At 67.1% G+C, this 24,029-nt stretch carries 28 protein-coding genes and 3 tRNA genes; 8 read left to right on the forward strand and 23 right to left on the reverse strand.

The features are described 5' to 3' along the window. Nucleotides 1-41: 41 nt before the first annotated feature. The 10 genes from tolB to G6032_RS09835 all read right to left on the reverse strand — a co-directional run bounded on the left by tolB (nucleotide 42) and on the right by G6032_RS09835 (nucleotide 7,400). A complete protein-coding gene (tolB, locus tag G6032_RS09790) occupies nucleotides 42-1,343 on the reverse strand; it encodes a Tol-Pal system beta propeller repeat protein TolB (protein WP_165281943.1) in 1,302 nt (433 codons plus the stop codon). A gap of 8 nt (nucleotides 1,344-1,351) precedes the next feature. Next, nucleotides 1,352-2,278 (reverse strand): cell envelope integrity protein TolA, encoded by a 927-nt coding sequence (tolA, locus tag G6032_RS09795; RefSeq protein WP_165281944.1) that lies wholly within the window; start codon nucleotides 2,276-2,278, stop codon nucleotides 1,352-1,354. A gap of 2 nt (nucleotides 2,279-2,280) precedes the next feature. Next, a complete protein-coding gene (locus G6032_RS09800; RefSeq protein ID WP_346763791.1) occupies nucleotides 2,281-2,730 on the reverse strand; it encodes an ExbD/TolR family protein in 450 nt (149 codons plus the stop codon). A gap of 3 nt (nucleotides 2,731-2,733) precedes the next feature. Beyond that, the gene (tolQ, locus tag G6032_RS09805; protein ID WP_165281945.1) at nucleotides 2,734-3,420 is read right to left on the reverse strand and encodes a protein TolQ; all 687 of its coding nucleotides are present in this window, start codon (nucleotides 3,418-3,420) and stop codon (nucleotides 2,734-2,736) included. Nucleotides 3,421-3,426: 6 nt separating this feature from the next. Continuing rightward, nucleotides 3,427-3,840 carry a tol-pal system-associated acyl-CoA thioesterase gene (ybgC, locus tag G6032_RS09810; RefSeq protein ID WP_165281946.1) on the reverse strand — a complete coding sequence of 138 codons (414 nt, stop codon included), beginning with the start codon at nucleotides 3,838-3,840 and terminating at the stop codon, nucleotides 3,427-3,429. A gap of 1 nt (nucleotide 3,841) precedes the next feature. Next, complete coding sequence (gene ruvB / locus G6032_RS09815) at nucleotides 3,842-4,903, reverse strand: Holliday junction branch migration DNA helicase RuvB (protein ID WP_165281947.1); 1,062 nt, start codon at nucleotides 4,901-4,903, stop codon at nucleotides 3,842-3,844. A 3-nt stretch (nucleotides 4,904-4,906) separates the two neighbouring features. Further along, a complete protein-coding gene (ruvA, locus tag G6032_RS09820) occupies nucleotides 4,907-5,497 on the reverse strand; it encodes a Holliday junction branch migration protein RuvA (protein WP_165281948.1) in 591 nt (196 codons plus the stop codon). Then, nucleotides 5,494-6,009, reverse strand: coding sequence for a crossover junction endodeoxyribonuclease RuvC (ruvC, locus tag G6032_RS09825; protein WP_346763792.1), 516 nt, complete (start codon nucleotides 6,007-6,009; stop codon nucleotides 5,494-5,496). The genes ruvA and ruvC overlap by 4 nt, the downstream gene beginning before the upstream one ends. Before the next feature lie 21 nt (nucleotides 6,010-6,030). Beyond that, nucleotides 6,031-6,774, reverse strand: a complete 744-nt coding sequence (locus G6032_RS09830) for a YebC/PmpR family DNA-binding transcriptional regulator (RefSeq protein WP_165281950.1) — start codon at nucleotides 6,772-6,774, stop codon at nucleotides 6,031-6,033. A gap of 68 nt (nucleotides 6,775-6,842) precedes the next feature. After that, the gene (locus G6032_RS09835; RefSeq protein ID WP_165281951.1) at nucleotides 6,843-7,400 is read right to left on the reverse strand and encodes a YfaZ family outer membrane protein; all 558 of its coding nucleotides are present in this window, start codon (nucleotides 7,398-7,400) and stop codon (nucleotides 6,843-6,845) included. A gap of 75 nt (nucleotides 7,401-7,475) precedes the next feature. Between G6032_RS09835 and G6032_RS09840 the strand changes: the two genes are divergently transcribed. Then, nucleotides 7,476-9,602, forward strand: coding sequence for a bifunctional (p)ppGpp synthetase/guanosine-3',5'-bis(diphosphate) 3'-pyrophosphohydrolase (locus tag G6032_RS09840; protein WP_165281952.1), 2,127 nt, complete (start codon nucleotides 7,476-7,478; stop codon nucleotides 9,600-9,602). On the opposite strand, the gene lpdA is transcribed toward G6032_RS09840, so the two are convergent. The 3 genes from lpdA to G6032_RS09855 are packed head-to-tail and all read right to left on the reverse strand — an operon-like array spanning nucleotide 9,603 to nucleotide 15,157. After that, nucleotides 9,603-11,030, reverse strand: a complete 1,428-nt coding sequence (gene lpdA, locus G6032_RS09845) for a dihydrolipoyl dehydrogenase (RefSeq protein WP_165281953.1) — start codon at nucleotides 11,028-11,030, stop codon at nucleotides 9,603-9,605. It abuts the gene before it with no gap. An 18-nt stretch (nucleotides 11,031-11,048) separates the two neighbouring features. After that, nucleotides 11,049-12,311, reverse strand: a complete 1,263-nt coding sequence (gene odhB / locus G6032_RS09850; RefSeq protein WP_165281954.1) for a 2-oxoglutarate dehydrogenase complex dihydrolipoyllysine-residue succinyltransferase — start codon at nucleotides 12,309-12,311, stop codon at nucleotides 11,049-11,051. Next, a complete protein-coding gene (locus tag G6032_RS09855; RefSeq protein ID WP_165281955.1) occupies nucleotides 12,308-15,157 on the reverse strand; it encodes a 2-oxoglutarate dehydrogenase E1 component in 2,850 nt (949 codons plus the stop codon). Before G6032_RS09855 ends, odhB begins: the two co-directional genes overlap by 4 nt. A 97-nt stretch (nucleotides 15,158-15,254) precedes the next feature. On the opposite strand from G6032_RS09855, the gene G6032_RS09860 reads away from it, so the two are divergent. Further along, nucleotides 15,255-15,893, forward strand: a complete 639-nt coding sequence (locus tag G6032_RS09860) for a DUF3108 domain-containing protein (protein WP_165281956.1) — start codon at nucleotides 15,255-15,257, stop codon at nucleotides 15,891-15,893. Nucleotides 15,894-15,944: 51 nt separating this feature from the next. Here G6032_RS09860 and G6032_RS09865 read toward each other — a convergent pair. The 3 genes from G6032_RS09865 to G6032_RS09875 form a co-directional block, all read right to left on the reverse strand. After that, a tRNA-Arg gene (locus G6032_RS09865) sits at nucleotides 15,945-16,017 on the reverse strand. 35 nt (nucleotides 16,018-16,052) lie between these two features. After that, the gene (locus tag G6032_RS09870) at nucleotides 16,053-17,090 is read right to left on the reverse strand and encodes a helix-turn-helix domain-containing protein (protein WP_165281957.1); all 1,038 of its coding nucleotides are present in this window, start codon (nucleotides 17,088-17,090) and stop codon (nucleotides 16,053-16,055) included. A gap of 137 nt (nucleotides 17,091-17,227) precedes the next feature. Continuing rightward, nucleotides 17,228-17,303 (reverse strand) — tRNA-Ala (locus G6032_RS09875). 25 nt (nucleotides 17,304-17,328) lie between these two features. On the opposite strand from G6032_RS09875, the gene G6032_RS09880 reads away from it, so the two are divergent. Together G6032_RS09880 and G6032_RS09885 are read left to right on the forward strand one after the other, a co-directional pair. Next, entirely contained in the window at nucleotides 17,329-17,787 is a 459-nt protein-coding gene (locus tag G6032_RS09880) for a GNAT family N-acetyltransferase (protein WP_165281958.1), read from the forward strand. 18 nt (nucleotides 17,788-17,805) lie between these two features. Next, nucleotides 17,806-18,273, forward strand: a complete 468-nt coding sequence (locus tag G6032_RS09885; protein WP_165281959.1) for a peroxiredoxin — start codon at nucleotides 17,806-17,808, stop codon at nucleotides 18,271-18,273. Between the two features lie 11 nt (nucleotides 18,274-18,284). On the opposite strand, the gene G6032_RS09890 is transcribed toward G6032_RS09885, so the two are convergent. After that, a complete protein-coding gene (locus tag G6032_RS09890) occupies nucleotides 18,285-18,701 on the reverse strand; it encodes a secondary thiamine-phosphate synthase enzyme YjbQ (protein WP_165281960.1) in 417 nt (138 codons plus the stop codon). A 136-nt stretch (nucleotides 18,702-18,837) separates the two neighbouring features. Here G6032_RS09890 and hemG point away from each other — a divergent pair, with 136 nt between their 5' ends. Next, nucleotides 18,838-19,377, forward strand: a complete 540-nt coding sequence (gene hemG / locus G6032_RS09895) for a menaquinone-dependent protoporphyrinogen IX dehydrogenase (protein ID WP_165281961.1) — start codon at nucleotides 18,838-18,840, stop codon at nucleotides 19,375-19,377. Here the strand turns inward: hemG and G6032_RS09900 are convergent. Together G6032_RS09900 and G6032_RS09905 are read right to left on the reverse strand one after the other, a co-directional pair. After that, nucleotides 19,374-19,892, reverse strand: a complete 519-nt coding sequence (locus G6032_RS09900; protein WP_165281962.1) for a phosphoglycerate mutase family protein — start codon at nucleotides 19,890-19,892, stop codon at nucleotides 19,374-19,376. The genes hemG and G6032_RS09900 overlap by 4 nt on opposite strands. Before the next feature lie 31 nt (nucleotides 19,893-19,923). Continuing rightward, on the reverse strand, nucleotides 19,924-20,283 hold the full coding sequence (locus G6032_RS09905) for a hypothetical protein (protein WP_165281963.1): 360 nt from the start codon (nucleotides 20,281-20,283) through the stop codon (nucleotides 19,924-19,926). A gap of 117 nt (nucleotides 20,284-20,400) precedes the next feature. Here G6032_RS09905 and G6032_RS09910 point away from each other — a divergent pair. Continuing rightward, nucleotides 20,401-20,490: transfer RNA gene (locus tag G6032_RS09910), tRNA-Ser, on the forward strand. 224 nt (nucleotides 20,491-20,714) lie between these two features. Here the strand turns inward: G6032_RS09910 and G6032_RS09915 are convergent. From G6032_RS09915 to G6032_RS09925, 3 genes are all read right to left on the reverse strand, one after another. Further along, complete coding sequence (locus G6032_RS09915; protein ID WP_206211937.1) at nucleotides 20,715-21,035, reverse strand: PIN domain-containing protein; 321 nt, start codon at nucleotides 21,033-21,035, stop codon at nucleotides 20,715-20,717. Between the two features lie 92 nt (nucleotides 21,036-21,127). Next, on the reverse strand, nucleotides 21,128-21,376 hold the full coding sequence (locus tag G6032_RS09920; RefSeq protein WP_165281964.1) for a plasmid stabilization protein: 249 nt from the start codon (nucleotides 21,374-21,376) through the stop codon (nucleotides 21,128-21,130). A gap of 46 nt (nucleotides 21,377-21,422) precedes the next feature. After that, entirely contained in the window at nucleotides 21,423-22,001 is a 579-nt protein-coding gene (locus G6032_RS09925) for a hypothetical protein (protein WP_165281965.1), read from the reverse strand. A gap of 101 nt (nucleotides 22,002-22,102) precedes the next feature. On the opposite strand from G6032_RS09925, the gene G6032_RS09930 reads away from it, so the two are divergent. Continuing rightward, nucleotides 22,103-22,786: a Bax inhibitor-1/YccA family protein gene (locus G6032_RS09930; protein ID WP_165281966.1), complete on the forward strand. Its 684-nt coding sequence runs from the start codon at nucleotides 22,103-22,105 to the stop codon at nucleotides 22,784-22,786. An 82-nt stretch (nucleotides 22,787-22,868) separates the two neighbouring features. Continuing rightward, nucleotides 22,869-23,498 (forward strand): NUDIX hydrolase, encoded by a 630-nt coding sequence (locus G6032_RS09935; RefSeq protein WP_206211907.1) that lies wholly within the window; start codon nucleotides 22,869-22,871, stop codon nucleotides 23,496-23,498. Nucleotides 23,499-23,546: 48 nt separating this feature from the next. Here the strand turns inward: G6032_RS09935 and G6032_RS09940 are convergent, their stop codons facing one another. After that, complete coding sequence (locus G6032_RS09940) at nucleotides 23,547-24,020, reverse strand: type IV pilin protein (protein WP_346763793.1); 474 nt, start codon at nucleotides 24,018-24,020, stop codon at nucleotides 23,547-23,549. Nucleotides 24,021-24,029 lie beyond the last annotated feature (9 nt).

The following is a 24,029-nucleotide window of genomic DNA, read 5'->3' on the forward strand; positions in this document are numbered from 1 at the left end:
GCCCGGGATTCGGGTGCTGAAGACTATGTTAACCCTTCGATTCATCGCGCGTAAGGCGACCAGACCGGCTCGCGGACGTCACCTTCGGTACCCGCGATGCGTTGGCGCACCCGGCCGTCGCTGGACACGGCGGCCAATACGCCCCGGCCGCCCTCGCGGGTGGCGAAAATGATCATGCTGCCGTTCGGGGCGAAACTCGGCGACTCGTCCTGCTCCCCGTCGGTGAGCACACGCAACCCGCCACGCCGCAAGTCCATGATGGCGATCCGGTAGTTATCACGCACGCGATGGACCATGGCCAGCTGCTCGCCGTCCGGAGACACCCGCGGACGGGCGTTGTAATTCCCTTCGAAGGTGACGCGGCGCGGGCTGGAACCGTCCAGCGTCACGCGATAGACCTGCGGGCCGCCGGCGCGGTCGGACGTGAAATAGAGGCTGCGGCCGTCGGGCGACCAGGCCGGCTCGGTGTCGATGGCAGGATGCCGGGTCAGCCGGTCCAGTTTGCGGCCCGAGAGCGTGAGCACGTGGATGTCGAGATTGCCATCCACCCCGCCGAGCACGAGCGCCAGGCGGGTGCCGTCCGGCGACCAGGCCGGCGCGCCGTTGATTCCGGGTGCCGAGGAAACGGCCACCCGGCGTCCGGTCGCCAGCTCCTGGACGAAAATCCGCGACACGCCGGTCTCGAAGGACACATAGGCGATCCGCCGCCCGTCGGGCGACCAGGTCGGCGACATGATCGGCCGGGCCGACTCGGCGATCACGCCGGCCCGGGCGCCGTCCGCATCCGACAACCATAAGCGGTAAAGAGACTTCTCATCGGCCCGGTCGACGGTGACATAGGCGATGCGTGTCGAGAATATCCCCGGGACGCCGGTGAGCTTCTCGAAGATCATGTCCGCGATCCGGTGCGCCGCACCGCGCAGGTTGTCGGCCGAGACCGGCAGGTTGTACGCCATCAGCGACTGGCCACGAAACACGTCGAACACGTGGAACTCGATCTCGTAGCGCCCCGCGGCGCCCGGCTTCACCCGACCGATCACCACGATGTCCGTATCCAGGAGACGCCAGTCCTCGAGCCGGACCTCCTCGGGCCGGGTCGGGCGCGACACCATGTCGCGCCGCTCCATGGGCTCGAAGCGCCCGCTGAACGCCAGGTCGGCCTCGATGACCCCCGCGACGTCGATGGCGGGGGCGCCGTCGCCTTCGTAGGCGAACGGCACGATCGTGATGGGCACCGCCTCGCTCACGCCGCGGGTGATCTCGATGCGCAGCTCGGCGTGGCTCGCGACGGCGGCCAGCAGCAGCACGAGGCCGGCGAGTCTTGCGGTGATCGTATGGCTCATGGGCAGGTTCAATCCTCGGGTTTGAAGTCAAAGACAATGGTACGTTCGAAAAGTGCCGGGTCGGGCGGGCGCGGCAGCGGCGAGGCGCGTTCGACTGCGGCGACGATGGAGCGGCGCACCGCCTCGTCGCCATTACAGCGCACGATCTCCGTGTTCACCACCTGCATGCCCGGGATCAGCTGCACCCGCACCTCGCAATCGAGGCCGGGCCGTGCCGACGGCGGACGGTTCCAGTTGCGCGCCACCTGGTCCTGGATGGCGCCGAGCCACAGGGCGTACTCGGACGACTGCTGCAGGGCCATGCGCCGTTGCTCCGCCTCGATCTGCGCCGCAAGCTCCTGCTGGCGCTGCGCCTGGATCCGCGCCTCCTCGGCCTTGCGAGCCGCTTCGGCACGCGCGGCCTCCTCCGCCTTGCGCCGGGCTTCCGCCTCGGCCTTGGCCCGCGCCTCCGCCTCCGCCCGGGCGCGCGCCTCCGCTTCCTTGCGGGCCTGCTCCGCCTTGCGGGCCGCTTCCGCCTGCCGGGCTTCCTCCGCGCGCTTCGCTTCCGCCGCGCGTTCGGCCGCGGCAGCCGCTTCCCGTTCGCGCGCCTCTCTTTCGGCCGCCGCTTTTGCCTCGGCCGCCTGCTGTTCGCGCTGGCGCTGGATCTGTGCCTGTCGCTCCCGTTCGGCCTCGGCTGCCCGGCGCGCCTCTTCCTGGCGTTGCCGTTCGGCCTCCTCCCGGCGGCGTTGTTCCGCCGCGAGCGCCTCGTCGCGGCGCTGCTCGGCGGCGCGCAGGTCCGCCTCGCTGACGGCCACCGCCTGCACGGGCGGACGCGCCACGGGTTCCACCGGCCGTTCCGCCTGTGGCAGGCCGACGACCAGCGCCGCGATCAGTGCCGCGTGCATGAGCGCCGCAGCCAGCAGGCCCAGCGCATGTTCCCGGGCGAACTCCAGCACCGCTAGCGCCCGCCCGGAGCCGTCAGCTCCTCCGGGTCGGTGACCATGCCGATCTGCCCCGCCCCCGCATCCTGCAGGACGCGCATCGCCGCCGCCACGTCACCGTAGCTGGCCCGCGCATCGGCGCGCACCATCACGGGGCGGTCCGGGTTGCGACTCAACAAGGCTGCGGCGCGTTCCACCGCCACGCCCGAATCGACAGGTGTCTCGGGCTCGACGAGATTCAGGTACAGGCGGCCGTCCCGATCGACGGAGAGCACAAGGGCCTCGGATTCGATGTACCGGTCGGGATCCATGGGTTCCGCGCCGACCTTCGGCAGTTCGACCTCGATGCCCTGGGTCAGCAACGGCGCAGTGACCATGAAGATGATCAGCAGCACCAGCATCACGTCGATATAGGGCACGACGTTGATCTCGCCCATCAAGCGGCGCTTCTGACGCCCCGCCGGCACGGCTCAGCTCTCCACGGCACGGCGCGCGTGCCGCTGCAGGATGGTCGAGAACTCCTCGACGAAAGTGTCGTAGCGGCTCTCGATGCGCCCGACGGTGTCCGCATAGCGATTGTAGGCGATGACCGCCGGGATGGCGGCGAACAGCCCCATCGCGGTGGCGATCAGCGCCTCGGCGATGCCGGGCGCCACCATCGCGAGCGTGGCCTGCTGCACGTTCCCCAGCGCGATGAAGGAATTCATGATGCCCCAGACCGTGCCGAACAGCCCGACGTAGGGGCTGGTCGAGCCGACCGTAGCCAGCATCGCGAGGTTCTGTTCGAGCCGGTCGGCCTCGCGCATCTGGGAGACCAGCATCGCGCGGCGGGAGCCCTCGACGATCTGGCTCGCCTGCAGGTCGTCCTGCTTGCGCAGGCGGCTGAATTCCCGGAAGCCCGCCTCGAAGATGCCGGACATGCCGAGCTTGCCTTCCGGCTTTCCGGCGAGCCGCTTGTACAGACCGTTCAGGTCGCCGCCCGACCAGAATTCCTTCTCGAAATTCTCGGCATTGGCGCGCGCCTGGCGCAGCACCCGGCGCTTCTGGATGATCACGGCCCACGAGGCCACCGACGCCAGCAGCAACAGCAGCATGACCAGCTGGACGACGAGACTCGCGTCCAGTACCAGTCGGGCGATCGACATTTCATTCTGCATGCAGGTTCACTCCGGGAATAGATGCGCGGGCAGCGGCCTGGGTCGCATGCTGTCCGCATCGAGACATGCTGCAGTGACCCGGGCGCTGCACAACAGTTCCCCGTCGGGGCCCCCGCGATGGATCGCCTGGCGAAACACCATGCTGGCTCGCCGCAGTGTTTCGAGCTCGACGGTGACGACGAGCGCGTCTTCGAAACGGGCCGGCCTGTGGTAGCGGATCTCGACCGCCGTGATGGCGAACAGAAGGCGCTGCGACTCGAGCAACTGCACCTGCGAGACCCCGAGGTGGCGCAGCCACTCGCTACGCGCCCGCTCGAGGAACTTCAGGTAGTTGGCATAGTAGACCACGCCGCCGAGGTCCGTGTCCTCGTAGTAGACGCGCACGGGCCATTCGAAGCGCGCGGTCACGGTCGGGCCCATGTCAACTCGAACCGTCGTCGCCCTGCTGGAACAGCGAGAGCGTTTCCGGGTCGAGGACGCGGGCCGGCGCCGGCAGGCCGAAATGCAGGTACGCATGTCGCGTCGCCATGCGGCCGCGCGCGGTGCGCATCATCAGGCCCTGCTGGATCAGGAAGGGCTCGAGCACGTCCTCGATCGTGCCGCGCTCCTCGCCGATGGCGGCGGCCAGGCTGTCCACGCCGACGGGACCCCCGTCGAATTTCTCCATGATCGTCAACAGGAGGCGGCGGTCCATGACGTCGAAGCCGCGCGGGTCCACGTCCAGCATGTCCATCGCCGCGGTCGCCACGCCCGCGTCGATCTGCCCGTTGCCTTCGACCTGGGCGAAATCACGCACGCGGCGCAGCAGGCGGTTCGCGATGCGCGGCGTGCCGCGGGAGCGGCGGGCGATCTCGTGGCTGCCCTGCGGATCGATCTCCACGTCGAGGATGCCCGCGGAGCGGGTCACGATCCGCCCCAGCTCCGCGTCGTCGTAGAACTCCAGGCGCTGCACGATGCCGAAGCGATCCCGCAGCGGGGAGGTCAGCAACCCGGCGCGCGTGGTAGCGCCCACCAGGGTGAACGGCGGCAGGTCGATCTTGATCGAGCGCGCGCCGGGCCCCTCGCCGATGATGATGTCCAGCTGGAAATCCTCCATCGCGGGATAGAGGATTTCCTCCACCACCGGGCTGAGCCGATGGATCTCGTCGACGAACAGCACGTCGCGCGGCTCGAGGTTGGACAGGATGGCGGCCAGGTCGCCGGGGCGCTCCAGCACCGGGCCCGAGGTATGCCGGAGGCTGACGCCCAGCTCGTTGGCGACGATATGGGCCAGGGTAGTCTTGCCGAGCCCCGGCGGACCGAATATCAGCACGTGGTCCAGCGCCTCCTCGCGCTGGCGTGCTGCCTTGATGAAGATTTCCATCTGCCGCCGGACGGAAGCCTGGCCGACGTAGTCTTCCAGCAGGCGCGGCCGGATCGCCCGGTCCAGCGCCTCGTCCTCGGCGCCGGCGGCGGCTGTCACCACGCGGTCATGTTCGATCATGGTTCACCTCGCCGCCGCCTGCAGGGCCGCCCGGATCAGTCCCTCGGTGCTTTGTGCCGGATCGGCCACGAGCTTCAGGAGACGCTGGGCCTCCTGCGGACGATACCCCAGCGCCACCAGTGCGCCGAATGCCTCGTCGCTCGCGGATCCTTCGACGCCCGCCGGCATCGACTGGACGAGCGCCGAGCCCGCCTGTTCCAGGCGGTCACGCATCTCGACGATCAGCCGGTCGGCGGTCTTGCGCCCGACGCCGGGGATCCGCGTGAGCGAGGCGGCATCGGCCCCTTCCACGCAGCGCACGAACGCTTCCACGCTGATCCCGGAAAGGATGGCCAGCGCGATGCGTGCGCCGACGCCGCTGACCTTGATGAGACTGCGAAACAGTTGCCGCTCGGCCTCGCTGGCAAACCCGTACAGCACATGCGCGTCCTCGCGCACCAGCAGGTGGGTCAGGATTCGCACGGGCTGGCCCGTTTCCGGCAGCTGGTAGAACGTGGACATCGGCGCCTCGAGTTCGTAACCCACGCCACCGACGTCCACCAGCAGCTGCGGCGGATGGCGCGCGACCAGCGTACCGTTCAGAAACCCGATCATCCCGTTCCCCCGGCGAGCGCGGCCCGCAACGCCCGGCCCTTGCGCAATTGAGCATGACAGATCGCCACGGCCAGGGCGTCCGCGGCATCGGCAGCCAACGGGCCGCGGACCGCCAGCAGCTTGCGCACCATGTGCGCCACCTGCACCTTCTCTGCGGCGCCGCTGCCGGTCACGGCCAGCTTGACCTCCCGCGCGGCATACTCGTGCACCGGCGTCGGCCGCAGGAAGGTCCCGCAGAGCGCGGCCGCGCGGGCCTGTCCCAGCTTCAGCGCACTGTCCGCGTTGCGATGCATGAACACCCGTTCCACGGAAATCTCGTCCGGCTGGTACTGATCCACCAGCCGCGTCGCTCCTTCGAAGATGATCCGCAGGCGATCCGCCATCTCCCCGCCACGGGTGCGTATGCAGCCGCTCGCCAGGTAGCGCATCGCCCGGCCCTCCACGACAATGACGCCGAAGCCCGTGACCTGCGAGCCGGGATCGATGCCGAGGATGGTCAGGGCGCCCGTCACCATCCGCTGCCCGGCCGGGCCTCAGGCTCCCACCAGCACATCGTCGGACAGTTCGGCGTTGCTGTACACGTCCTGCACGTCGTCGAGATCCTCGAGCATTTCCAGGAGCTTCAGCACCTGGTCGGCTTCCTCGCCGTCCACCGCCACGCCCGTCGCGGCCCGCATCGTGACCTCGGCCTCTTCCGGGGCCAGGCCGGCCTGGTCGAGCGCCTCGCGCACCGCCTCGAAGTCCGCCGGCGCGGTGATCACGTCCAGCGAGCCGTCTTCGTTCGGCACGATGTCCTCTGCGCCGGCCTCGAGCGCCACGTTCATCAATTGCTCTTCACTCGTCCCGGACGGGTAACTGAGCACCCCGCAATGCTGGAACAGGTAGGCCACGCTGCCGTCCGCACCGAGGTTTCCGCCGCACTTCGTGAAGGCGTGGCGCACCTCGCCGACGGTGCGATTGCGATTGTCGGTGAGGCATTCGACCAGCACCGCGACGCCGCCGGGCGCATAGCCTTCGTAGCGGACTTCCTGGTAATCGTCGCCGTCGGTCTCTCCGCTGCCCCGCTTCCAGGCCCGGTCGATGGTGTCTTTCGGCACACTGGCCGCTTTCGCCTTGTCGATCGCGAGCCGGAGGCGCGGATTCATCGCCGGATCGGCGTCGCCGGCGCGCGCCGCGCTGGTGATCTCCCTGATCAGCTTGGTGAAGATCTTGCCGCGTTTCTTGTCCTGGGCGCCCTTGCGATGCTTGATGTTCGCCCACTTGCTATGGCCTGCCATGAGGTCCCCGCAGGATGTCTAAAGCGATCGATTCTAGCGCCGGCGCGGAAATACCGTCCATGCGCGCCTCAGAAACGCAGCCGCAATCCGACATGCAGTCCCGTGTCCATGGTCAAGCGCGGCCCCACCTCGAAATCCGCCTTGATCCCGCGGACGCCCACGTAAACCTCGCCGTTGCGCAACACGCTGTAGCCGGCCCAGGCAGTGTATTCCCAGTAGGTCGTGACATCACCGAAAGACAACACATCGGGCGCATAATAGGCGCTGCCGCCGACGGAGAAGCGGTTGTATTCCGGGAAGGTGTAAGTGACGAAGCCGCCGATCGGGAGCGCGGCGCCGCTGTCATTCGAGCCGATGTCGGCATCGATCGCCAGCAACCGGCCGCCGAGACCCGCACGCAATGGCTCGCGACCGCCGGTCGCCGCCCCGGTAACATGCAGGCCAGCGCCGAGGACGTTGCCCTTGTCCTGGTGATGGAACCAGGAAGCGTCCACGACGAGGTTGTTCGACAGGTCGAAATCCGCGGTGATCCGGGCCGCCTTGTTGTTGACGTTGAGGTCGATCCCGTTGGCCAGGGCCAGCGGCGAAATCGAGAACAGCACCATGAACCACAGGCATCGCGTCATCACTGGACCTCCAAATAACATTAAGAAATTACTGCTAGGCTCGGTATTATATATGGAATTCTGGAAGTTTACTTAGTGGAACAGCTTCCCGACAGCGGGTCCGGCACAGCCGGGATCCTTGCGCAAGCCAGCGCCGAAGCCGAGGCGCTTGCGCATGAAGGACACGAGGCCTCCGCCCGACGCGGCCTCGCGATCGCCGCGCTGCTGGAAGAGATCCGCGCGGAACCCGAGATCCGTGCCGCCGCGATACTTTACCCGTTGGTGGAGGCGGGAGCGATCACGCCGGATGCCGTCGAAAAGCGCTTCGACGCCATCATGCGGCGAAGGGTCGAGGAAATACAGCGTCTCGGCTCTTTCGGCCTGCCGGAGAACTGGCACCCGGGCAATGCCTTGCCGCCGCCCCAGGCCGAGACCCTGCGCAAGATGCTGCTCGCGATCGTCGCCGACGTGCGCCTCGTGCTGGTGCGCCTCGCCGACCAGCTGCATCGGCTGCAGTCCGCGCGCGACGCCGGGGCCGAGCAACGGGAACGCGTGGCGACGGAAACCCGCGAGATCTTCGCACCGCTCGCCAACCGGCTGGGCATCTGGCATTTCAAATGGCAGATGGAAGACCTGGCGTTCCGGCACCTGGAACCGGAGACTTACCGCGGCATCGCGCTGTACCTGAAGGAAACGCGCGAGGACCGGGAAGAACGGATCGAGGAAGTCCTGCGGCTGCTGCGCGAGGAGCTGGCCAGGACGGGGATCAACGGCGACATCGAGGGGCGACCCAAGCACATCTACAGCATCTGGAAAAAGATGCGCCGCAAACACGTCGGCATCGAGCAGGTGTTCGACATCAGCGCGGTGCGCGTGCTGGTCGACACCGTGCCGGAGTGCTACGCGGTGCTCGGACACGTCCACAGCCTCTGGCCCTACATCTCCGGCGAGTTCGACGATTACATCGCCAACCCCAAGGGCAATTTCTACCGCTCGCTGCACACCGCGGTCATGGGTCCCGGCAACGAGCCCCTCGAGATCCAGATTCGCACCCGGGAGATGCACGAGCATGCGGAACTCGGCGTCGCGGCGCACTGGCGCTACAAGGAAGGGGGTCGCGGCGATCCCGCCTTCGAACAGAAGATCAACTGGCTGCGCCAGCTCATCGCGCCCGGGGAGGACACCGAGACCGACCGGGACCTGCTCGACCAGCTGCGCACCGAGATCTTCGAGGACCGCGTCTATGCATTCACGCCGGCCGGCGACGTCGTCGATCTTCCGGCCGGGGCGACGCCGCTGGACTTCGCCTACCAGGTGCACACCAACATCGGGCATCACTGCCGCGGCGCCCGGGTCAACGGGCGAATCGTCCAGCTCACCCATGTGCTGAAGAACGGCGACAAGGTGGAGATCCTCACGGCGAAAAACGCGCACCCGAGTCGGGACTGGATCGCTCCGCAGGCGGGTTATCTCGTTTCGCCGCGCAGCCGCAGCAAGGTCCGGTCCTGGTTTCGCCAGCAGGACCAGGAGCAGAACCGCCGCTCCGGCAAGCAGGCGCTGGAGAAGGAGCTGGCGCGACTGGGACTCGAGGTGGATCTCGAACCGGTGGCAAAACGCTTCGGGCTCGGCGGCCAGGAACAGCTGTGGCTGGCCGTCGGCGCCGGCGACCTGACCATGCCGGCGGTGATCGCCGCCTGCGAGCGGGAGAATCCCTCACCGTTGCCGACGGTCACCGAGGAGGTCCAGGTCAAGGCGCGCAGGCCGACCTATACGGAGGCGGCGGTGTCGATCTCCGGCGTCGGCGACCTGATGACCAACTTCGCCCGTTGCTGCCGTCCCCTTCCGCCGGAACCGATCGCCGGCTACATCACGCAGGGCCGCGGGGTGTCCATTCACCGGGCCAACTGCAAGAACTTCATGCGGCTCCAGGCGCAGCATCCCGAGCGCATCATGGAAGTCGCATGGGGCGGCAAGGCGCACGCCAGCTATCCGGTCCAGATCGTCGTCGAAGCGTGGGACCGGACCGGCCTGATCCGGGATATTTCCGCCACGCTCGCGGACGAGAAGATCGACATCAACTCGATGACGTCCCGCATCGAGCGCGTGACCCATGTCGCGACCGTGGACATCACGGTGGGCATCGACAGCCTCGAGCATCTCAGCCGCCTGATGAACCGCATCGGGCGGCTGCCCAACATCACTTCGGTGCGGCGCAAGGCCTGACTACTTGTTGATGCCGTGAATCGCCTTGCCGTCGGCGGCGAGGGCCGCCTCGTGGATCGCTTCGGAGAGGGTCGGATGCGCGTGCACCGTGCGCTGGATATCCTCGATGCTCGCCTGGAATTCCATGGCGACCACGAGCTCCCCGATCAGCTCGCCGGCCATCGGCCCGATGACGTGCGCGCCGATGATCGAGTCGTCCCGCCGGTTCGCGACCAGCTTCACCATGCCCGCGGCCTGCTCCAGCGCCTTGGCCCGCCCGTTGGGCGCGAAGGGGAAGGTGCCGACCTTGTAGTCGATGCCCGCTTCCTTGGCCTGGGCCTCGGTCTTGCCGACCCAGGCGATCTCGGGCGCCGTGTAGATGACCGAAGGGATCACCTCGTAATTGACTTCGGCAATCTTGCCGGCGATCAGGTCGGCCACCATCACGCCCTCCTCGGTGGCCTTGTGCGCCAGCATCGGCCCCCGCACGAGGTCTCCGACCGCCCACACGTTCTTCACCCCCGTGCGGCACTCGTGGTCCACCTTGACGAAACCGCGCTCGTCGATCTCGACGCCCGTCCCCTCGCCGAGCAGCCCCTCCGAGCTGGGCCGGCGCCCCACGCAGACGATCAGCTTGTCGAATGTGAGCTCCTGGACCTCGCCCTTTTCCTCGAACCTGACGGTCACCCCGTCCTTGCCGGCGCTGGCGCCCTGCACCTTGGCGCCGAGCCGGATGTCCAGTCCCTGCCTCTTGAACTGTCGTTGCGCTTCGCGCGCGATCTGCGCGTCCGCCATCCACAGGAAGCTGTCCATGGCTTCGAGAATGGTGACCTCGGCGCCGAGACGTTTCCAGACGCTGCCGAGCTCCAGCCCGATCACGCCGGCGCCGATCACGCCGAGCCTGGCCGGCACCGCGTCGAATTCCAGCGCCCGCCAGGAGTCCACGATCTGCTTCTCGTCGAAGGGCGCGCTCTTGAGCTCGATCGGCCGGGAACCCGCCGCGAGCACCACGTGGGTCGCCGTGAGGGTCTGCGCATTCCCGTCGGGATCCGTGAACTCGACCTGGCCGTCGCCGAGGTACCGGCCGCGACCCTGCATGCCGGTGACCTTGTTCGCCTTGAACAGCTGGCCGATGCCGCCGGTGAGCTGCTTGACGATCCCCGCCTTGCGCTGCTGCATCTGTCCCAGGTCGAGCTCGACGCCCGCGGCGCGGATGCCATGCACCTCGAACTCGTGTTGCGCCCGGTGGAACAGCTCGGATGACTCCAGCAGCGCCTTAGAGGGAATGCAGCCCGCGTTGAGGCAGGTGCCGCCGAAGGCGCGGCTGCCGTCGTAGTTCTGCCAGTCGTCGATGCAGGCGGTACGCAGTCCATGCTGCGCAGCACGGATCGCCGCGGGATAGCCCCCGGGGCCACCGCCGATCACGATCACGTCGAAACTTTCGCTCATCTTGTTACCCGGTATGTGTTACAGCTGGATCAGCAGGCGGGCCGGATCCTCGAGACTTTCCTTGACGCTGACCAGGAACTGCACGGCCTCGCGGCCGTCGATGATCCTGTGGTCATAGGTCAGGGCGATGTACATCATCGGCCGCACACGGATCTCGCCGTCCACCACCATGGCGCGGTCCTGGATCTTGTGCATGCCGAGGATCGCACTCTGCGGCGGGTTGATGATCGGGGTGGACATCAGCGAGCCGAACACCCCCCCGTTGGTGATCGTGAACGTGCCGCCCGTCAGGTCGTCCACGCCGATCTTCCCGTCGCGGGCCCGCGCGGCGTACTCGCCGATGTTGCGCTCGATGTCGGCGAAGCTCATGACGTCCGCATCCCTCAGGACCGGGACCATGAGGCCGCGATCCGTCGAGACCGCGACCCCGATGTCGTAGTAGTCGTGGTAGATGAGGTCACTGCCTTCCACGGACGCGTTGACGACCGGGAACTTGCGCAGGGCCTCGATGGCCGCCTTGACGAAGAAACTCATGAAGCCGATGCGCACGCCGTGCTTCTTCTCGAAGCTGTCGCGATAGCGCTTGCGAATGTCCATCACCGCGCCGAGGTCCACCTCGTTGAAAGAAGTGAGCATGGCGGCCGTGGCCTGGGCCTCGACGAGCCGCTCCGCGATCCGGGTCCGCATCCGGGTCATGGGAATGCGCCGCTCTTCGCGGGCGCCGCGGGCCGCAGCACCCGGCTTCGACGGAGCGGCGGCGGCCTCGCCCGCGCCGGGCTTGCCGGCCGGCCGCTCCAGGAAATCCATGACATCCGCCTTGGTGATCCGGCCGTCGCGCCCGCTGCCCCGGATGTCGGCGGGATCGAGCCCGTGCTCGTCCACGAGCCGGCGGACCGACGGGCTGAGCCGGCCCGCGGCCTTGCCCGGCGTCTCCTCGCCCTCGTCGCCTTCCTCCTCGTCGGTCGCAGCCCCGGCCGCGTCATCGGCGCTCGCGGCGCCCGCGGCCGCCGCCGGCGCCGCGGTTTCCGCCTTGCCGCCGGCCTCGCCTTCCTCGAGGATCGCGAGAATCTCGCCGGCAGTCACGGTGGTCCCGTCCGAGATGCGGATTTCCTTGAGGACTCCGTCGGCCGGCGCGGGCACCTCGAGGACGACCTTGTCGGTCTCCAGGTCCGCGAGGTTTTCATCGCGGCTGACCCGGTCGCCGGGCGACTTGTGCCATGCGACCAGCGTCGCGTCCGCGACCGATTCCGGCAGCTGCGGCACCTTCACTTCCATGCTCATGCTTTTTTCCTGGTAGCTTTCTTAGAATTCGAACGACGGCCGGCGGTCTTCGTGCCGGCCAAAGCGGCGTCCACGAGCGCTTCCTGCTGCTGATTGTGCAACTGATAGTAGCCGGCGGCCGGCGCGGCTGCGCCCTTCCGTCCCGCGTAGAACAGCTGGTGCCCGTTGTGCAGCGGTTCCTGCAGGCGATGCCGCACCTGGTACCAGGCGCCCTGGTTCTGGGGCTCCTCCTGGCACCAGACGACGTCGCGCAGCGCCGGATACTCTTCGATCAGCGCGGCATAGCGCCGGATCGGGAAGGGATAAAGCTGCTCGATGCGCACGATGGCGACATCGTCGAGCTCGCGTTTGCGGCGCTCCTCGAGCAGGTTGAAGTACACCTTGCCGCTGCACAGGACGAGGCGGTTCACCTTGGCCGGATCGATGGCGTCGATTTCCGGCACGATGCGCAGGAAGCGACCCTCCGACAGCGCCTCGAGCGGCGAGACGGAGAGCTTGTGGCGCAACAGGCTCTTGGGCGTCATGACCACGGTCGGCTTGCGGAAGTTGCGGACCATCTGGCGACGTATGAGGTGGAACATCTGCGCCGGCGTCGAGGGCACGACAACCGACATGTTGTGCTCGGCGCACAGCTGCAGGAAACGCTCCAGTCGCGCGGAGGAATGCTCGGGACCCTGGCCCTCGTACCCATGCGGCAGGAACAGCATCAGCCCGCAGTAGCGACCCCACTTCGTCTCGCCGGAGCTGATGAACTGGTCGATCACCACCTGTGCGCCATTCACGAAGTCGCCGAACTGCGCTTCCCAGATGACCAGGGTGTCGGGGTTGGTCGTGGCATAACCGTACTCGAAGCCGAGCACCGCCTCTTCCGAGAGCAGCGAGTCGGTGATCATGAAGCGGCGCTGGTCGGCCGAGACATGACTCAACGGCACGTAGGGTTCCCGGCCGTGCTGGTCGTGCAACACCGCATGGCGATGGAAGAACGTGCCGCGGCCGCTGTCCTGGCCCGTCAGGCGGATGTCGAAACCCTCCGTCAGCAGGCTGGCATACGCCATCGTCTCGGCGAATCCCCAGTCCATCGGGATCTCGCCGTTCGCCATGCGCCGCCGGTCGGTCATGATGCGCTCGACACGCGGATGAAGCGTGTGCTCGGGAGGCAAGGTGACGATCGCCTCGGCGTACTGCGCAACCTGCTCCGCGCTGATCCGGGTGCGCACGGGCTGGCTGAAGTTCACTTCGTCGAATCGCGTCCAGTCCACGGTGAACTTGTTGCCGACGAAGCCCAGCGAGCTGGACACGACCCGTCCTTCGTCGAGGCCCTGGCGGTAGGCGTCGACCATGGCCTGGGCTTCGTCCGCGCTCACCACCCCGGCTGCGGCCAGGCGCTCGACGTAGATCTGCCGCACCGTCGGATGGTTGCGCACCACGGCATACATGCCGGGCTGCGTGGCGGCCGGCTCATCGGCCTCGTTGTGTCCGTGGCGCCGGTAGCACACCAGGTCGATGACCACGTCCTTGCGGAAGCGCTGGCGATAATCGAAAGCAAGCCGTCCGATCAGGGCAACGGCGTCCGGGTCGTCGCCGTTCACGTGGAAAATCGGTGCTTCGATCATCTTCGCCACGTCGCTGCAATGCGGCGTGGAGCGGGCATCCTTCGGATGGCTCGTGGTGAACCCGATCTGGTTGTTGCAGATGACGTGCACCGTCCCGCCCGCCGCGAAGCCGCGCGCCTGCGACATCTGCAGGGTCTCCATGACCACGCCCTGGCCCGCGAAAGCCGCGTCGCCGTGGATGAGGATCGGGAGGACCGTCGAGCCGTCGGTATCCTCGCGACGGTCCTGGCGAGCGCGCACCGAGCCGACTACGACGGGATTGACGATCTCGAGATGCGACGGGTTGAACGCCAGGGCGACATGCATGTGGCCGCCGGGCGTCTTGATGTCGGACGAGAAACCGAGATGGTATTTCACGTCGCCCGAGCGGCGCTGCACCTGGGGATCGTAGACACCCTCGAATTCAGAGAACAGCTCTTTCGGCGGCTTGCCGAGCACGTTGACGAGCACGTTCAGCCGCCCGCGATGCGCCATGCCGATGACGACCTCTTCCATGCCCTGGGCGCCGGCCTGCTGGATGATGTCGCCCACCAGCGGGATCATGCTCTCGCCCCCTTCGAGCGAAAACCGCTTCTGGCCCACGTAGCGCGTGTGCAGGTAGCGTTCGATACCCTCGGCGCCTGTCAGGCGCTCGAGGACATGGCGCCGCTCGGCGGCATCCAGCGTGCCGCCCGCGGCCGCCTCGAAGCGCCGCTGCAGCCACAGGCGCTCCTCGGTGTCCGTGATGTGGCCGAGCTCCGCGGCGATCGTCCCTCGGTACACCTGCTCGAGGCGCGCCCGGATCTCGCGGAACTTCAGCCGGTCGGCGCCGCCGAAGCCCGCCGTGGCGAACACGGTCTCGTCGTCCGCCGGACCGAGTCCGTGGAAAGCCGGATCGAGTTCGGGCAAGGGCTGGGGGCCGATGAGCCCGAGCGGATCCAGCCGGGCCAGCCGATGACCCCGCAGGCGGTAGGCCTCGATCAGCCGCAGCACCGCCGCCTGCTTGTCGAGGATACCCTCCGGCAAGCCGCCGCCGACTGCCCGGGGCTGCAAGGCCCGCGCTGCGAATTCCTGTTCCACCGGACCGCGCGGGACGTCGCCGCCGCCGTTCGCGATCCCGTCGAACCATTGCCGCAGGGCCGGCTCGACGGCCTCCGGGTCCTCGAGATACTGCTCGTAGAGCCCTTCGACATAAGAAGCGTTGCCGCCGAAGAACGGGCTGCTCGCGTAGCGGTCCTGCAGTGATTTGCTCATTGAGGGGCTTGGGCCTTGAAATGGATGAGCCTGGAGACGCATTCTAAGCGAAGCGCCCGGTGGTTGGAACGCAAGGCCCGGCGCGGAGGCCCGATCGATGCGATTTCTGCTCGTGCTGCTGTCACTGGCGCTGGCTGCCGGCACATTTCCGGCCGCGTCCATGGACCTCCGCCCCGAGGAACATGGGCTGCGATACACCGGCCGTGAGGGCGGCACCCCGGTCAGCGTGGAGATCACGCTGCGCGAACGAAGAGATGGCGCCCTCGACTATGTGCACTGGGTCACCCCCACGGGCTGGAGAGGCTGGTTTGGCGAGCCGACGGTGACCCGCGTGCGCTACCGCTACGAGGAAGAACGCCTCGAACTCTCGGGTTTCGTCGAGGACGACGTGCTGCGATCGCCGGACATCGCGCCCGCCGAGATGGCGCCCGGAACGCTGGACAGCCTGGGCATCCGGCTGCGGGCCCGCGGCGATATCGCGCGGGGCACCGAAAAGGCGACATACGACGTGTGGCACGAAGGCCGGCTGGAACAATGGGTCCTGCAGGTCGCCGGGCCGGAACGCGTGACCACGCCTGACGGAACCTACGACGCGCTGCGCTTCCGCCTCGGCACGGAGAGCAAATGGATCGAGGGCTGGTCGGTGCCTCTGCTGCTGTTCCATTTCGCCCGGATCGAGCGCTGGGAAGACGGGCGCAAGGTCGCTGAGCTGGCGCTGGAGGACAAGGAACTCTAGCCAGCCGCTGCGGGAGTCGGCGGCTGGATGCGGAGAGAAGGCAGCCTGGTGCGCCCCGGGCAGGATTCGAACCTGCGACCTACCGCTTAGGAGGCGGTCGCTCTATCCCCTGAGCTACCGGGGCCGGGGGCCTGCATTGTGCCATCGGGGCGGACTTGCTCACAAACGCGCATCGCCATGCGACTCCCGGGATTCCGCGGCCTCACTCCGCAGTCGGGCCCGATACGCCGCCGGCCCGATTCCTTCGCGACGCAGGAACAGGCGGCGCAGGTTTTCCGGGTTGCCCAGTCCGACCACCGACGCGATGCGCTGCAGGCTGAGGTCGGCGTCGGCCAGCAGGCTGCGTGCGGCCTCGTAGCGGGCGCGTTCGACGAACTTCTTCGGCGTGACGCCGAACTCCTCGACGAAGCAGCGGCTGAAATGCCGGGTGCTCATCCCCATGCGCGCGGCCAGTGCCTCGATCGACAAATCCTCGTCCAGGTGCTGGACCAGCCAGGTGGCCAGGCTGCGGAACCGACCATCGGCACAGCCCGCCCCGGCGGCAAGCAGGACACTGATCTGCGGCGGCGCTGCCGGTCGTTTCAGGTACATGACGAGTTGCTCGGCGACCTCGTTCGCCAGCTTGCGGCCCCAGTCCTCTTCCACCATGGCCAGCGCCATGTCCATTCCCGCCGTCACGCCGGCCGAGGTCCACAACTCTCCGTCCCGCACGTACACGGCGTCGGGGTCGATCCGGGCCGTCGGGGCCAGGGCCGTCAGTTCCCGCAGAAACGCCCAGTGCGTGGTCACGGACCGTCTCTCCAACAACCCCGCCCGCGCCAGCAACAATGCACCGCTGCACACGGAACCGAAACGACGCGCGAGCGACATGCCCCGCGGCAACCAGTCCAGCAGGTCGCGCTCCCGGAGCGCATCCCGCACGCCGGCCCCGCCGGCCACGAGCAGGGTGTCGACGGTACCGAGCGTCTCCCAGGGGCGCGCGCCGATGAACGCCAGGCCCGACGAACTGGTGAGGGGTCCGTCATGCCGGGCCAGCAGCAGCGTCTCGTAGGCCGGCGCGACCACCAGGCCGTGGCGCTGCAGGAGTCGCGACGCGCAGGAAAACACCTCGAGCGGACCGGCGACATCGAGCACCTGCACGCCGTCGAAGCCGAGCATGGCGATGCGCCGGGAATGGGAAGGGGCTGGTTCCTGCATGGCACGTCCGTCCGCTGACACATCACGGAGTTTGCCACAGGGTGCGCCCTGTCCATCGTCCGGGCGACGGAGGATAATGACGCAAGGTCGCCGCGTCGGGCCGAACCGAAGGCGACCGGAAGAGCGCGAGGTGGGGATGGTGGAGCCGATCGGAATCGAACCGACGACCTCCTGGGTGCGATCCAGGCGCTCTCCCAACTGAGCTACGGCCCCCACGACAAGCAGGGAATTGTATTGCATGGAACTCGTCATCCGCAACGCCGAAGACACCGACTGGGCGACTATCGCCGAGTTCAATCGCGCCCTGGCCGCGGAGACCGAAGACAAGGCGCTCGACTGGGAGACGCTTGCCGGCGGGGTGCGCAAGGTGCTCGCAGACGACGGCAAGGGACGCTATTTCGTAGCCGAAACGGGCGGACGCATCGTCGGCATGACCATGGTCACCTACGAATGGAGCGACTGGCGCGACGGCTGGATCTGGTGGATCCAGAGCGTCTACGTGAGTCCCGACTCCCGCGGCTGCGGCGCGTTCGGGCGGCTCTACCGTCACGTCCTGGCGAACGCCCGCGAGGCCGGCGTCGGCACGGTCAGGCTCTATGTCCTCGGCAGCAACACCCGGGCGCGCGCCATCTATGAGAAGCTCGGCATGCACGAGACGGGCTATGCCGTGCTCGAGACCGCCACCGCCACGGACTGAACGCCACCGGAGAAAGCGATGCTCACACCCGGCGAACGCGCCCCCGATTTCACCCTCCCCGACCAGGACGGCCAGCCGGTCACGCTCAGCCAGTTGCTGGCCGAAGGCCCGCTCGTGCTCTATTTCTACCCGGCGGATTTCACGCCCGGGTGTACGAAGGAAGCCTGCACCATCCGCGACATGCACGACGAGATCGCCTCGGCCGGCATGCGGGTGGTGGGCATTGCCCCGCAGGACGCGGCGAGCCACGCCCGCTTCAGGGAGAAGCACGCCCTGCCCTTCACGCTGTTGTCCGACGCCGACAAGCGCGCGATCCGTGCTTACGGCGTGGACGGGCCGCTCGGCGTCGGCGTGCGCCGCGCGACATTCCTGATCGGCGCCGACGGAGAAATCCTGGACGCCGTCAGAGCCGACCTGCGCATCGGGCGTCACGAGGCTTTCATCCGTGAGGCCATTGCTGCGGGGCCCGCGGGCGGCTGCGACTGACGCGGCCGGTCTCAGTCGCCGATGACCGTCACCGTGAGGCGCCGGCGATGCGGCGCGTGGCGATGTTCCCAGACATAAATGCCCTGCCAGGTGCCCAGTCCGAGGCGGCCCGCCGTCACGGGAATCGACAGGCTCGTCGCGGTCAACATGGTGCGCACGTGGGCCGGCATGTCGTCCGGACCCTCGTCGTCGTGTTCGAAGGCCGGGTCGCCGTCGGGTGCCAGGCGTGACAGGACGCGCTCCAGGTCGCGCCGAACGGCCGGATCGGCGTTCTCGGTGATCAGCAGCGACGCGCTGGTATGATGAATGAACACGTGCAAAAGGCCGGTCGCGACGCCCGAGGAACGCAGGCAGGCGGCGACCTCAGCGGTCACTTCGACAGTGCCGCGGCCTTGGGTGGCGATCTCTAGACTGGACTGGTAAGCCAAGACCTGCTCCTACACGTGCAGATGATGGTGTTGATTCTAGCCCGCCGCGAGAATCACTTGGGAAAACCCGCATGGCGACCCTCCGACGGAGCGTGCACGATGCGCTGACAAGGAACGAATGCATGGAGATTGCGCGATGAAATCCGTACTGCTGCTCTACATGAGCCAGGGCGGCCACACGGCCCGTATCTGTCGCAGGATCTGCGAGAGCATCGCGGCCAGCGGCGGCCGCGGCGAAATGATGGATATCACGGAAGCGACGCGCGAAGGGGTCTCGTGGGACGACTACGACGTGCTGGTGCTCGGCGCACCGGTGTTCTACGGCACCTACGACAAGTCCGTGTTCGAATTCATCACCGCCTACCGGGACAAGCTGGAAACGAAACCCAACGCCTTCTTCAACGTGTCCGTGGTTGCGCGCACGCCCGAAAAGTCCACGGTCGAGGGCAACCGCTACATGCAGAAATTCCTCGAGCTCTCGCCCTGGAAGCCGGGCGACCTCAAGGTGTTCGCCGGCAAGGTGGATTATCCGTCATGGGGCTGGCTGGACACGCTGGCGATCCAGATGATCATGAAATACACCAAGGGCCCGACCGATCGCACGGCCGTGATCGACTTCACCGACTGGGATGACGTCTCGGCTTACGGCCGGCACCTGCTGACGCTGGCCGGTTAGTAGCGCAGGGTCAGCAGGCGCGTGCCGCGCAGCCGTGAATAGCTGATCACCCACAGGCCCGAATAATCCTCGGCTTCCACGACGCCGATCTTCACGCCCAGCCTGTCGGCGACAGCTGGCACGGTGTTGCTGTGCCCGACCACGAGGACGACCTCCCCCCGATGCCGCCACTTCAGGCGCCGAACCAGCCGGGAGATTTCGTCGGCCGGGATCTCCCTGGGCTCCACGCCCGCGGCCCGGGCCACGGGCATTGCCGTCTCCCGGGTCCGGCGTGCCTCGCTGACATAGATGGCATCGATGCCCGTGCGCTCCAGCATCTCGGCCAGGCGAGCGGCGTGTGCCTGCCCCTGCGCCGTCAGGCCGGGATCATCGGGTGCAGACACGTGTTCCGCATGGCGCACGAGAACCACCGTGGTCGTGCCCCACGAAGCGAAGAGCCAGGCGAGCAAGACCACCAGCCCGAGACCGGAAACGATCGCCATGGCCAGCGGCGTGTAAAGCGGCCTTCGACGCAATCCGCGATGGTCTTTCTTCAGCTTGGCGTCCTCAATGACCGTCCTGTCCGTCGCGCTGGGTATTTCGCTCGCGTTCCCGCTCTGCCACGACAGAGTACTCGCCTTCGATGACATCCTCGCGACGCCGTGACGCCTCTCCCGGTCCGGCGCCCGCCTTGCCCTGCCTCTGCCTGATGGCTTTCTCGATCTGGCGCTTGGCCCACCAGATGCGCGCGGCCAGCACCGCCGTGCCGACCAGGAAGAACCCCAGGGCAGCGAGAAAAAACACGGCGCCGAGGAATGCGGCTGCCACCAGCGCGGCCACGGCCGCGATGCTGAACAGGATCCGCGCCACGATGCCCCGCGGGGAACCGGGACCCGGACCGCCTATCTGGATTCGATACTGTTGCATGTCTCTAGTGTAACCAATCGTGCCGAACGCGCAGGACATTCCGCAGAGCGCGCCGGTCGGCGGCTTGCGAACCTTGCAGTTCCGGCCGCCCCTGCCGACAATGCCCCGGACCGGCGCGGAGAGGTGGCAGAGCGGTTGAATGCACCGGTCTTGAAAACCGGCAACGGGGCGACCCGTTCGGGGGTTCGAATCCCCCCCTCTCCGCCATCACTATCAAGCAGGGCCGTACCGGGGGGGGATTTGAACCCCCGAAGAGATAATCTCAGGTTCGAAGCCGCAGGCGGCGGCCCGCAGGGCCGACTCATCCCCCCGCTCTCCGCCATCACTATCAAGCAGGGCCGTGCCGGGGGGGGGATTTGAACCCCCGAACAAGAAAACCTGGCCGGATCAAGCAACAGCAGGCAACACGGGGGCTCACGAGCCCCGACTTGTCATGATTGCCACGGGTCGATCACCTTGATACCGCATCCCGCGAAATCGGCCACGTTCCGGGTCGCTACACCGGCCCCCATCGACCTTGCAATCGCAGCGATTTGTGCGTCGAATTGAGAAATGGGTCGACCCGACTGGCGGCGCGCTACCGCGATTTCAGCATAAGTAGGCGCCGCGAGACTGCTGAACGGGAGAATTCTCCCGGCGAAGTCCTCTTCGAACATGGCCTCGGCCGCGGCTTCGATAGCATCTCTACGACTTCGGGGAAGCAGCAGCACGCCGTGCAAAATCTCCGCCTGCGTCACGGTCGTGATAAACAGATTAGCGGCCGACTATGTCGCCACCCAATTCGTGACCCTGGCCTCCGGCGCTGCCCTCATCAACTCCGACGGGACGGTGGTATGCGGGACAATCACGGGTTCGGCTGCGGTGGTTCTCGCACCAGTTCACGCACCGGAAATTCCAGGTCAACGCCGCCCAGCGCCGCAAAACGATCGTGTACCGCTGCAGCCAAATTGCGTGGCAATGTCGGCTCTGCATCCAGCGCTTCTCGCAGGATATTCCGCGCCTCCTCCTCCATCGATCGCCGCCGATGAGCGGCCCGGACTCGGAGTCGTTCTTTCGTCTCATCATCAAGATTGCGAATCGTGATGCTCGCCATGGCCACCTCCGCCATCCCGGGTGGATCAGGCCCTCGCCCGGGGTTCTCAGTCCTCCCACCCCCAGGGCGCAGGCGGCGCCTCCACTTCCCGGCTGAGATCGAAATCTACCTGGAACACGCGAGGCGTCCCCAGCCGCCACAGCCCGTAGGTGAACTTGTCACCCGGAAACACCCGCATCACCCACACGTTCGAGAACGCCGGCTCGATCATCCGGCGGGTCGGTTCATGCGCCGGGAAATATTGCTCGTTCGCCCGCCCCGCGTTGGTCGAGCTGCCGCCGTACATCGTGACCTCGTCCGGCGAGCCGTCCTCGTGCCGGTGATCGTGTTCGAGCCGGATCCGGTCGCCGACCCGCGTCAGCACCCACGTCCGGGAAAGGTCTCCGCCGACCACGAAGGGGATGCGGATCTGCGTGTCCGAACACTCGCGCACATGCATGACCAGCGCCTGGTCCGCGAAGCTGTCCTCGCCCTCCGGTTCCAGGACCAGTTCACCGGCGAACGCCTTGCCGCACAGGCTGGACAGGTTTGCCCAGTACTCGTCTGCCGGCCCGGCATGGCTCGCGGCCGGCGCCAACTGGAGGCCGGCGCCCAACAACAACAGAGGCATCAAAGTCAGGCGCATCGCGTTCTCCCGAATTACTGTCAAATGGAACTTAGTTCCAAACCGTCGGTCATGATACGCTGGAGTTTCTTTGAATCCCCAGCTTTGGAGGTCGATCGTCCATGCAACCAGTCCGTTCAGCCTATCCCGGCGTCGCCGGCACCGTCCATGCGGGTGTCGAGGACACCAGCAAGGTTCTGAAGAACACCTACCTGCTGCTGGCCGCCACGCTGTGGTTCAGCGCTGCCGCAGCCGGGGTCGCGATGGTCACCGGCATGCCGCCGCTCAATCCCTTCATCGTCCTGGCGGGCTACTTCGGCCTGTTGTTCGCGACCATGAAAACCCGCAACAGCGCCATGGGCCTGTTGTTCGTGTTCGCCCTCACGGGGTTCATGGGCCTCACCCTCGGGCCGATCATCAGCCTGTACCTGACCATGCTGCCCAATGGCAACGAGGTGGTGATGACCGCCCTGGGCACCACGGGCGCGGTGTTCGTCGGGCTGTCCGCCTACGCCATCAAGAGCAAGCGGGACTTCAGCTTCATGGGAGGCTTCCTCCTCGTGGGCATTCTCGGCGCCTTCATCCTCGGCATCGTCGCGCTGCTGTTCAACATGCCGACGCTCTCCCTGGCCGTGTCCGGGATGTTCGTGCTGGCCATGGGCGGACTGATCCTCTACCAGACCAGCGAGATCGTGCGCGGCGGCGAGACGAACTACATCATGGCCACGGTCACGTTGTACGTGAGCATCTACAACCTGTTCACGAGCCTGCTGCACCTGCTCGGGGTATTCGGCGGCGACGAGTAAGCGCTCCCGTTTACGGCATAATGACGGGCGGCGGACGCACTGCGTGTCCGCCGCCTTTTTTTGTCCTGGAGATGGGTCTGCCATGCACGGCTTTAAACGCAAGGAACTCAAGCACGCGCCCGCTGCGCGGCCCGACGGGTCTCCGCTGGCCGAGACGCCGTGGCGCCGCGACACGCGTCTCGAACGTTTCGCGAACCCGTTCTTCTGCATCTTCGAGGACCAGGCCTGGAATCGTCGCGCCGACCGGCATTTCGACTACGGCATCGTGTCGTTTCGCAACCGCGCGGTGGGCATCCTGCCGCTCGAACCTGACGGCCGGGTCTGGCTGGTGGGACAACACCGCTATGCGACCGGCGAGTTCTCCTGGGAACTGCCGATGGGCGGCGTGCCGCCGGAAATGACGCTGCTGGATGGCGCGAAGAAGGAACTCAAGGAAGAAACGGGACTGTCCGCGGATTACTGGGAACCGCTATTGCCGCTGGTGCACCTGTCGAACTCCGTGACAGACGAAGCGGGGGCGGTGTTCCTCGCGCGTGACCTGCACGAAGGCGCCATGGCGCCCGAAGCCAGCGAGGAGTTGTGGGTCATCACCACGCCGCTGGAGGACGCCGTCGCCGCCGCGCTCGACGGCCGGATCACCGACTCGTTGACCGTAGCAGGGCTGCTGGCGATGGCGGCGCGAACGCGCGATGCCTCCGCGGCAGGCGGCTGACACCCGACCCAGTCGCCGCCCGGCGCCTGCAGAGCGTCGCCTCGTACCTCAACGCCGCCAGCAGTCGTTCCCAAGCGTACCTTCCGCGGTCTGCACCCCGGCCTGCGTGAGCGTGAACGACGTGCAGCGCGCGTCCGATGCCTGCGGGCTGCCGGCCGCAGGGGTCGCGACCAGGGTGAACTGGTTGGCCGCGGGGAAGTTGGCGGCGATGTCGTAATGGCCTTCCGGCGAGGTCGCCGGAACGTTACATGCCGCATTGTTATAGGCATTGAACTGCGTGAAGCAGCGTTCCAGCTGCTGCGCCACGTTCAACAGGCCGCTGGTGGCGTCGGCACGCCGCGCCTGGCGGACCTGCTCGGTGTAGGCGGGATAGGCGATCGTTGCGAGGATGCCGATGATCACCACCACGATCATCACCTCGATGAGCGTGAAGCCGAGTTCCGGCCTGGATCGCGGGTGGGGCACGGCGACGCCGCCACCGGCCCGCGACTCAGCCGCAGACGATTCGAATGACTTGGACACGTCGCTCCT

Source organism: Wenzhouxiangella sp. XN24 (genome assembly GCF_011064545.1).
In the GTDB taxonomy this organism is placed as follows: Bacteria; Pseudomonadota; Gammaproteobacteria; order Steroidobacterales; family XN24; genus XN24.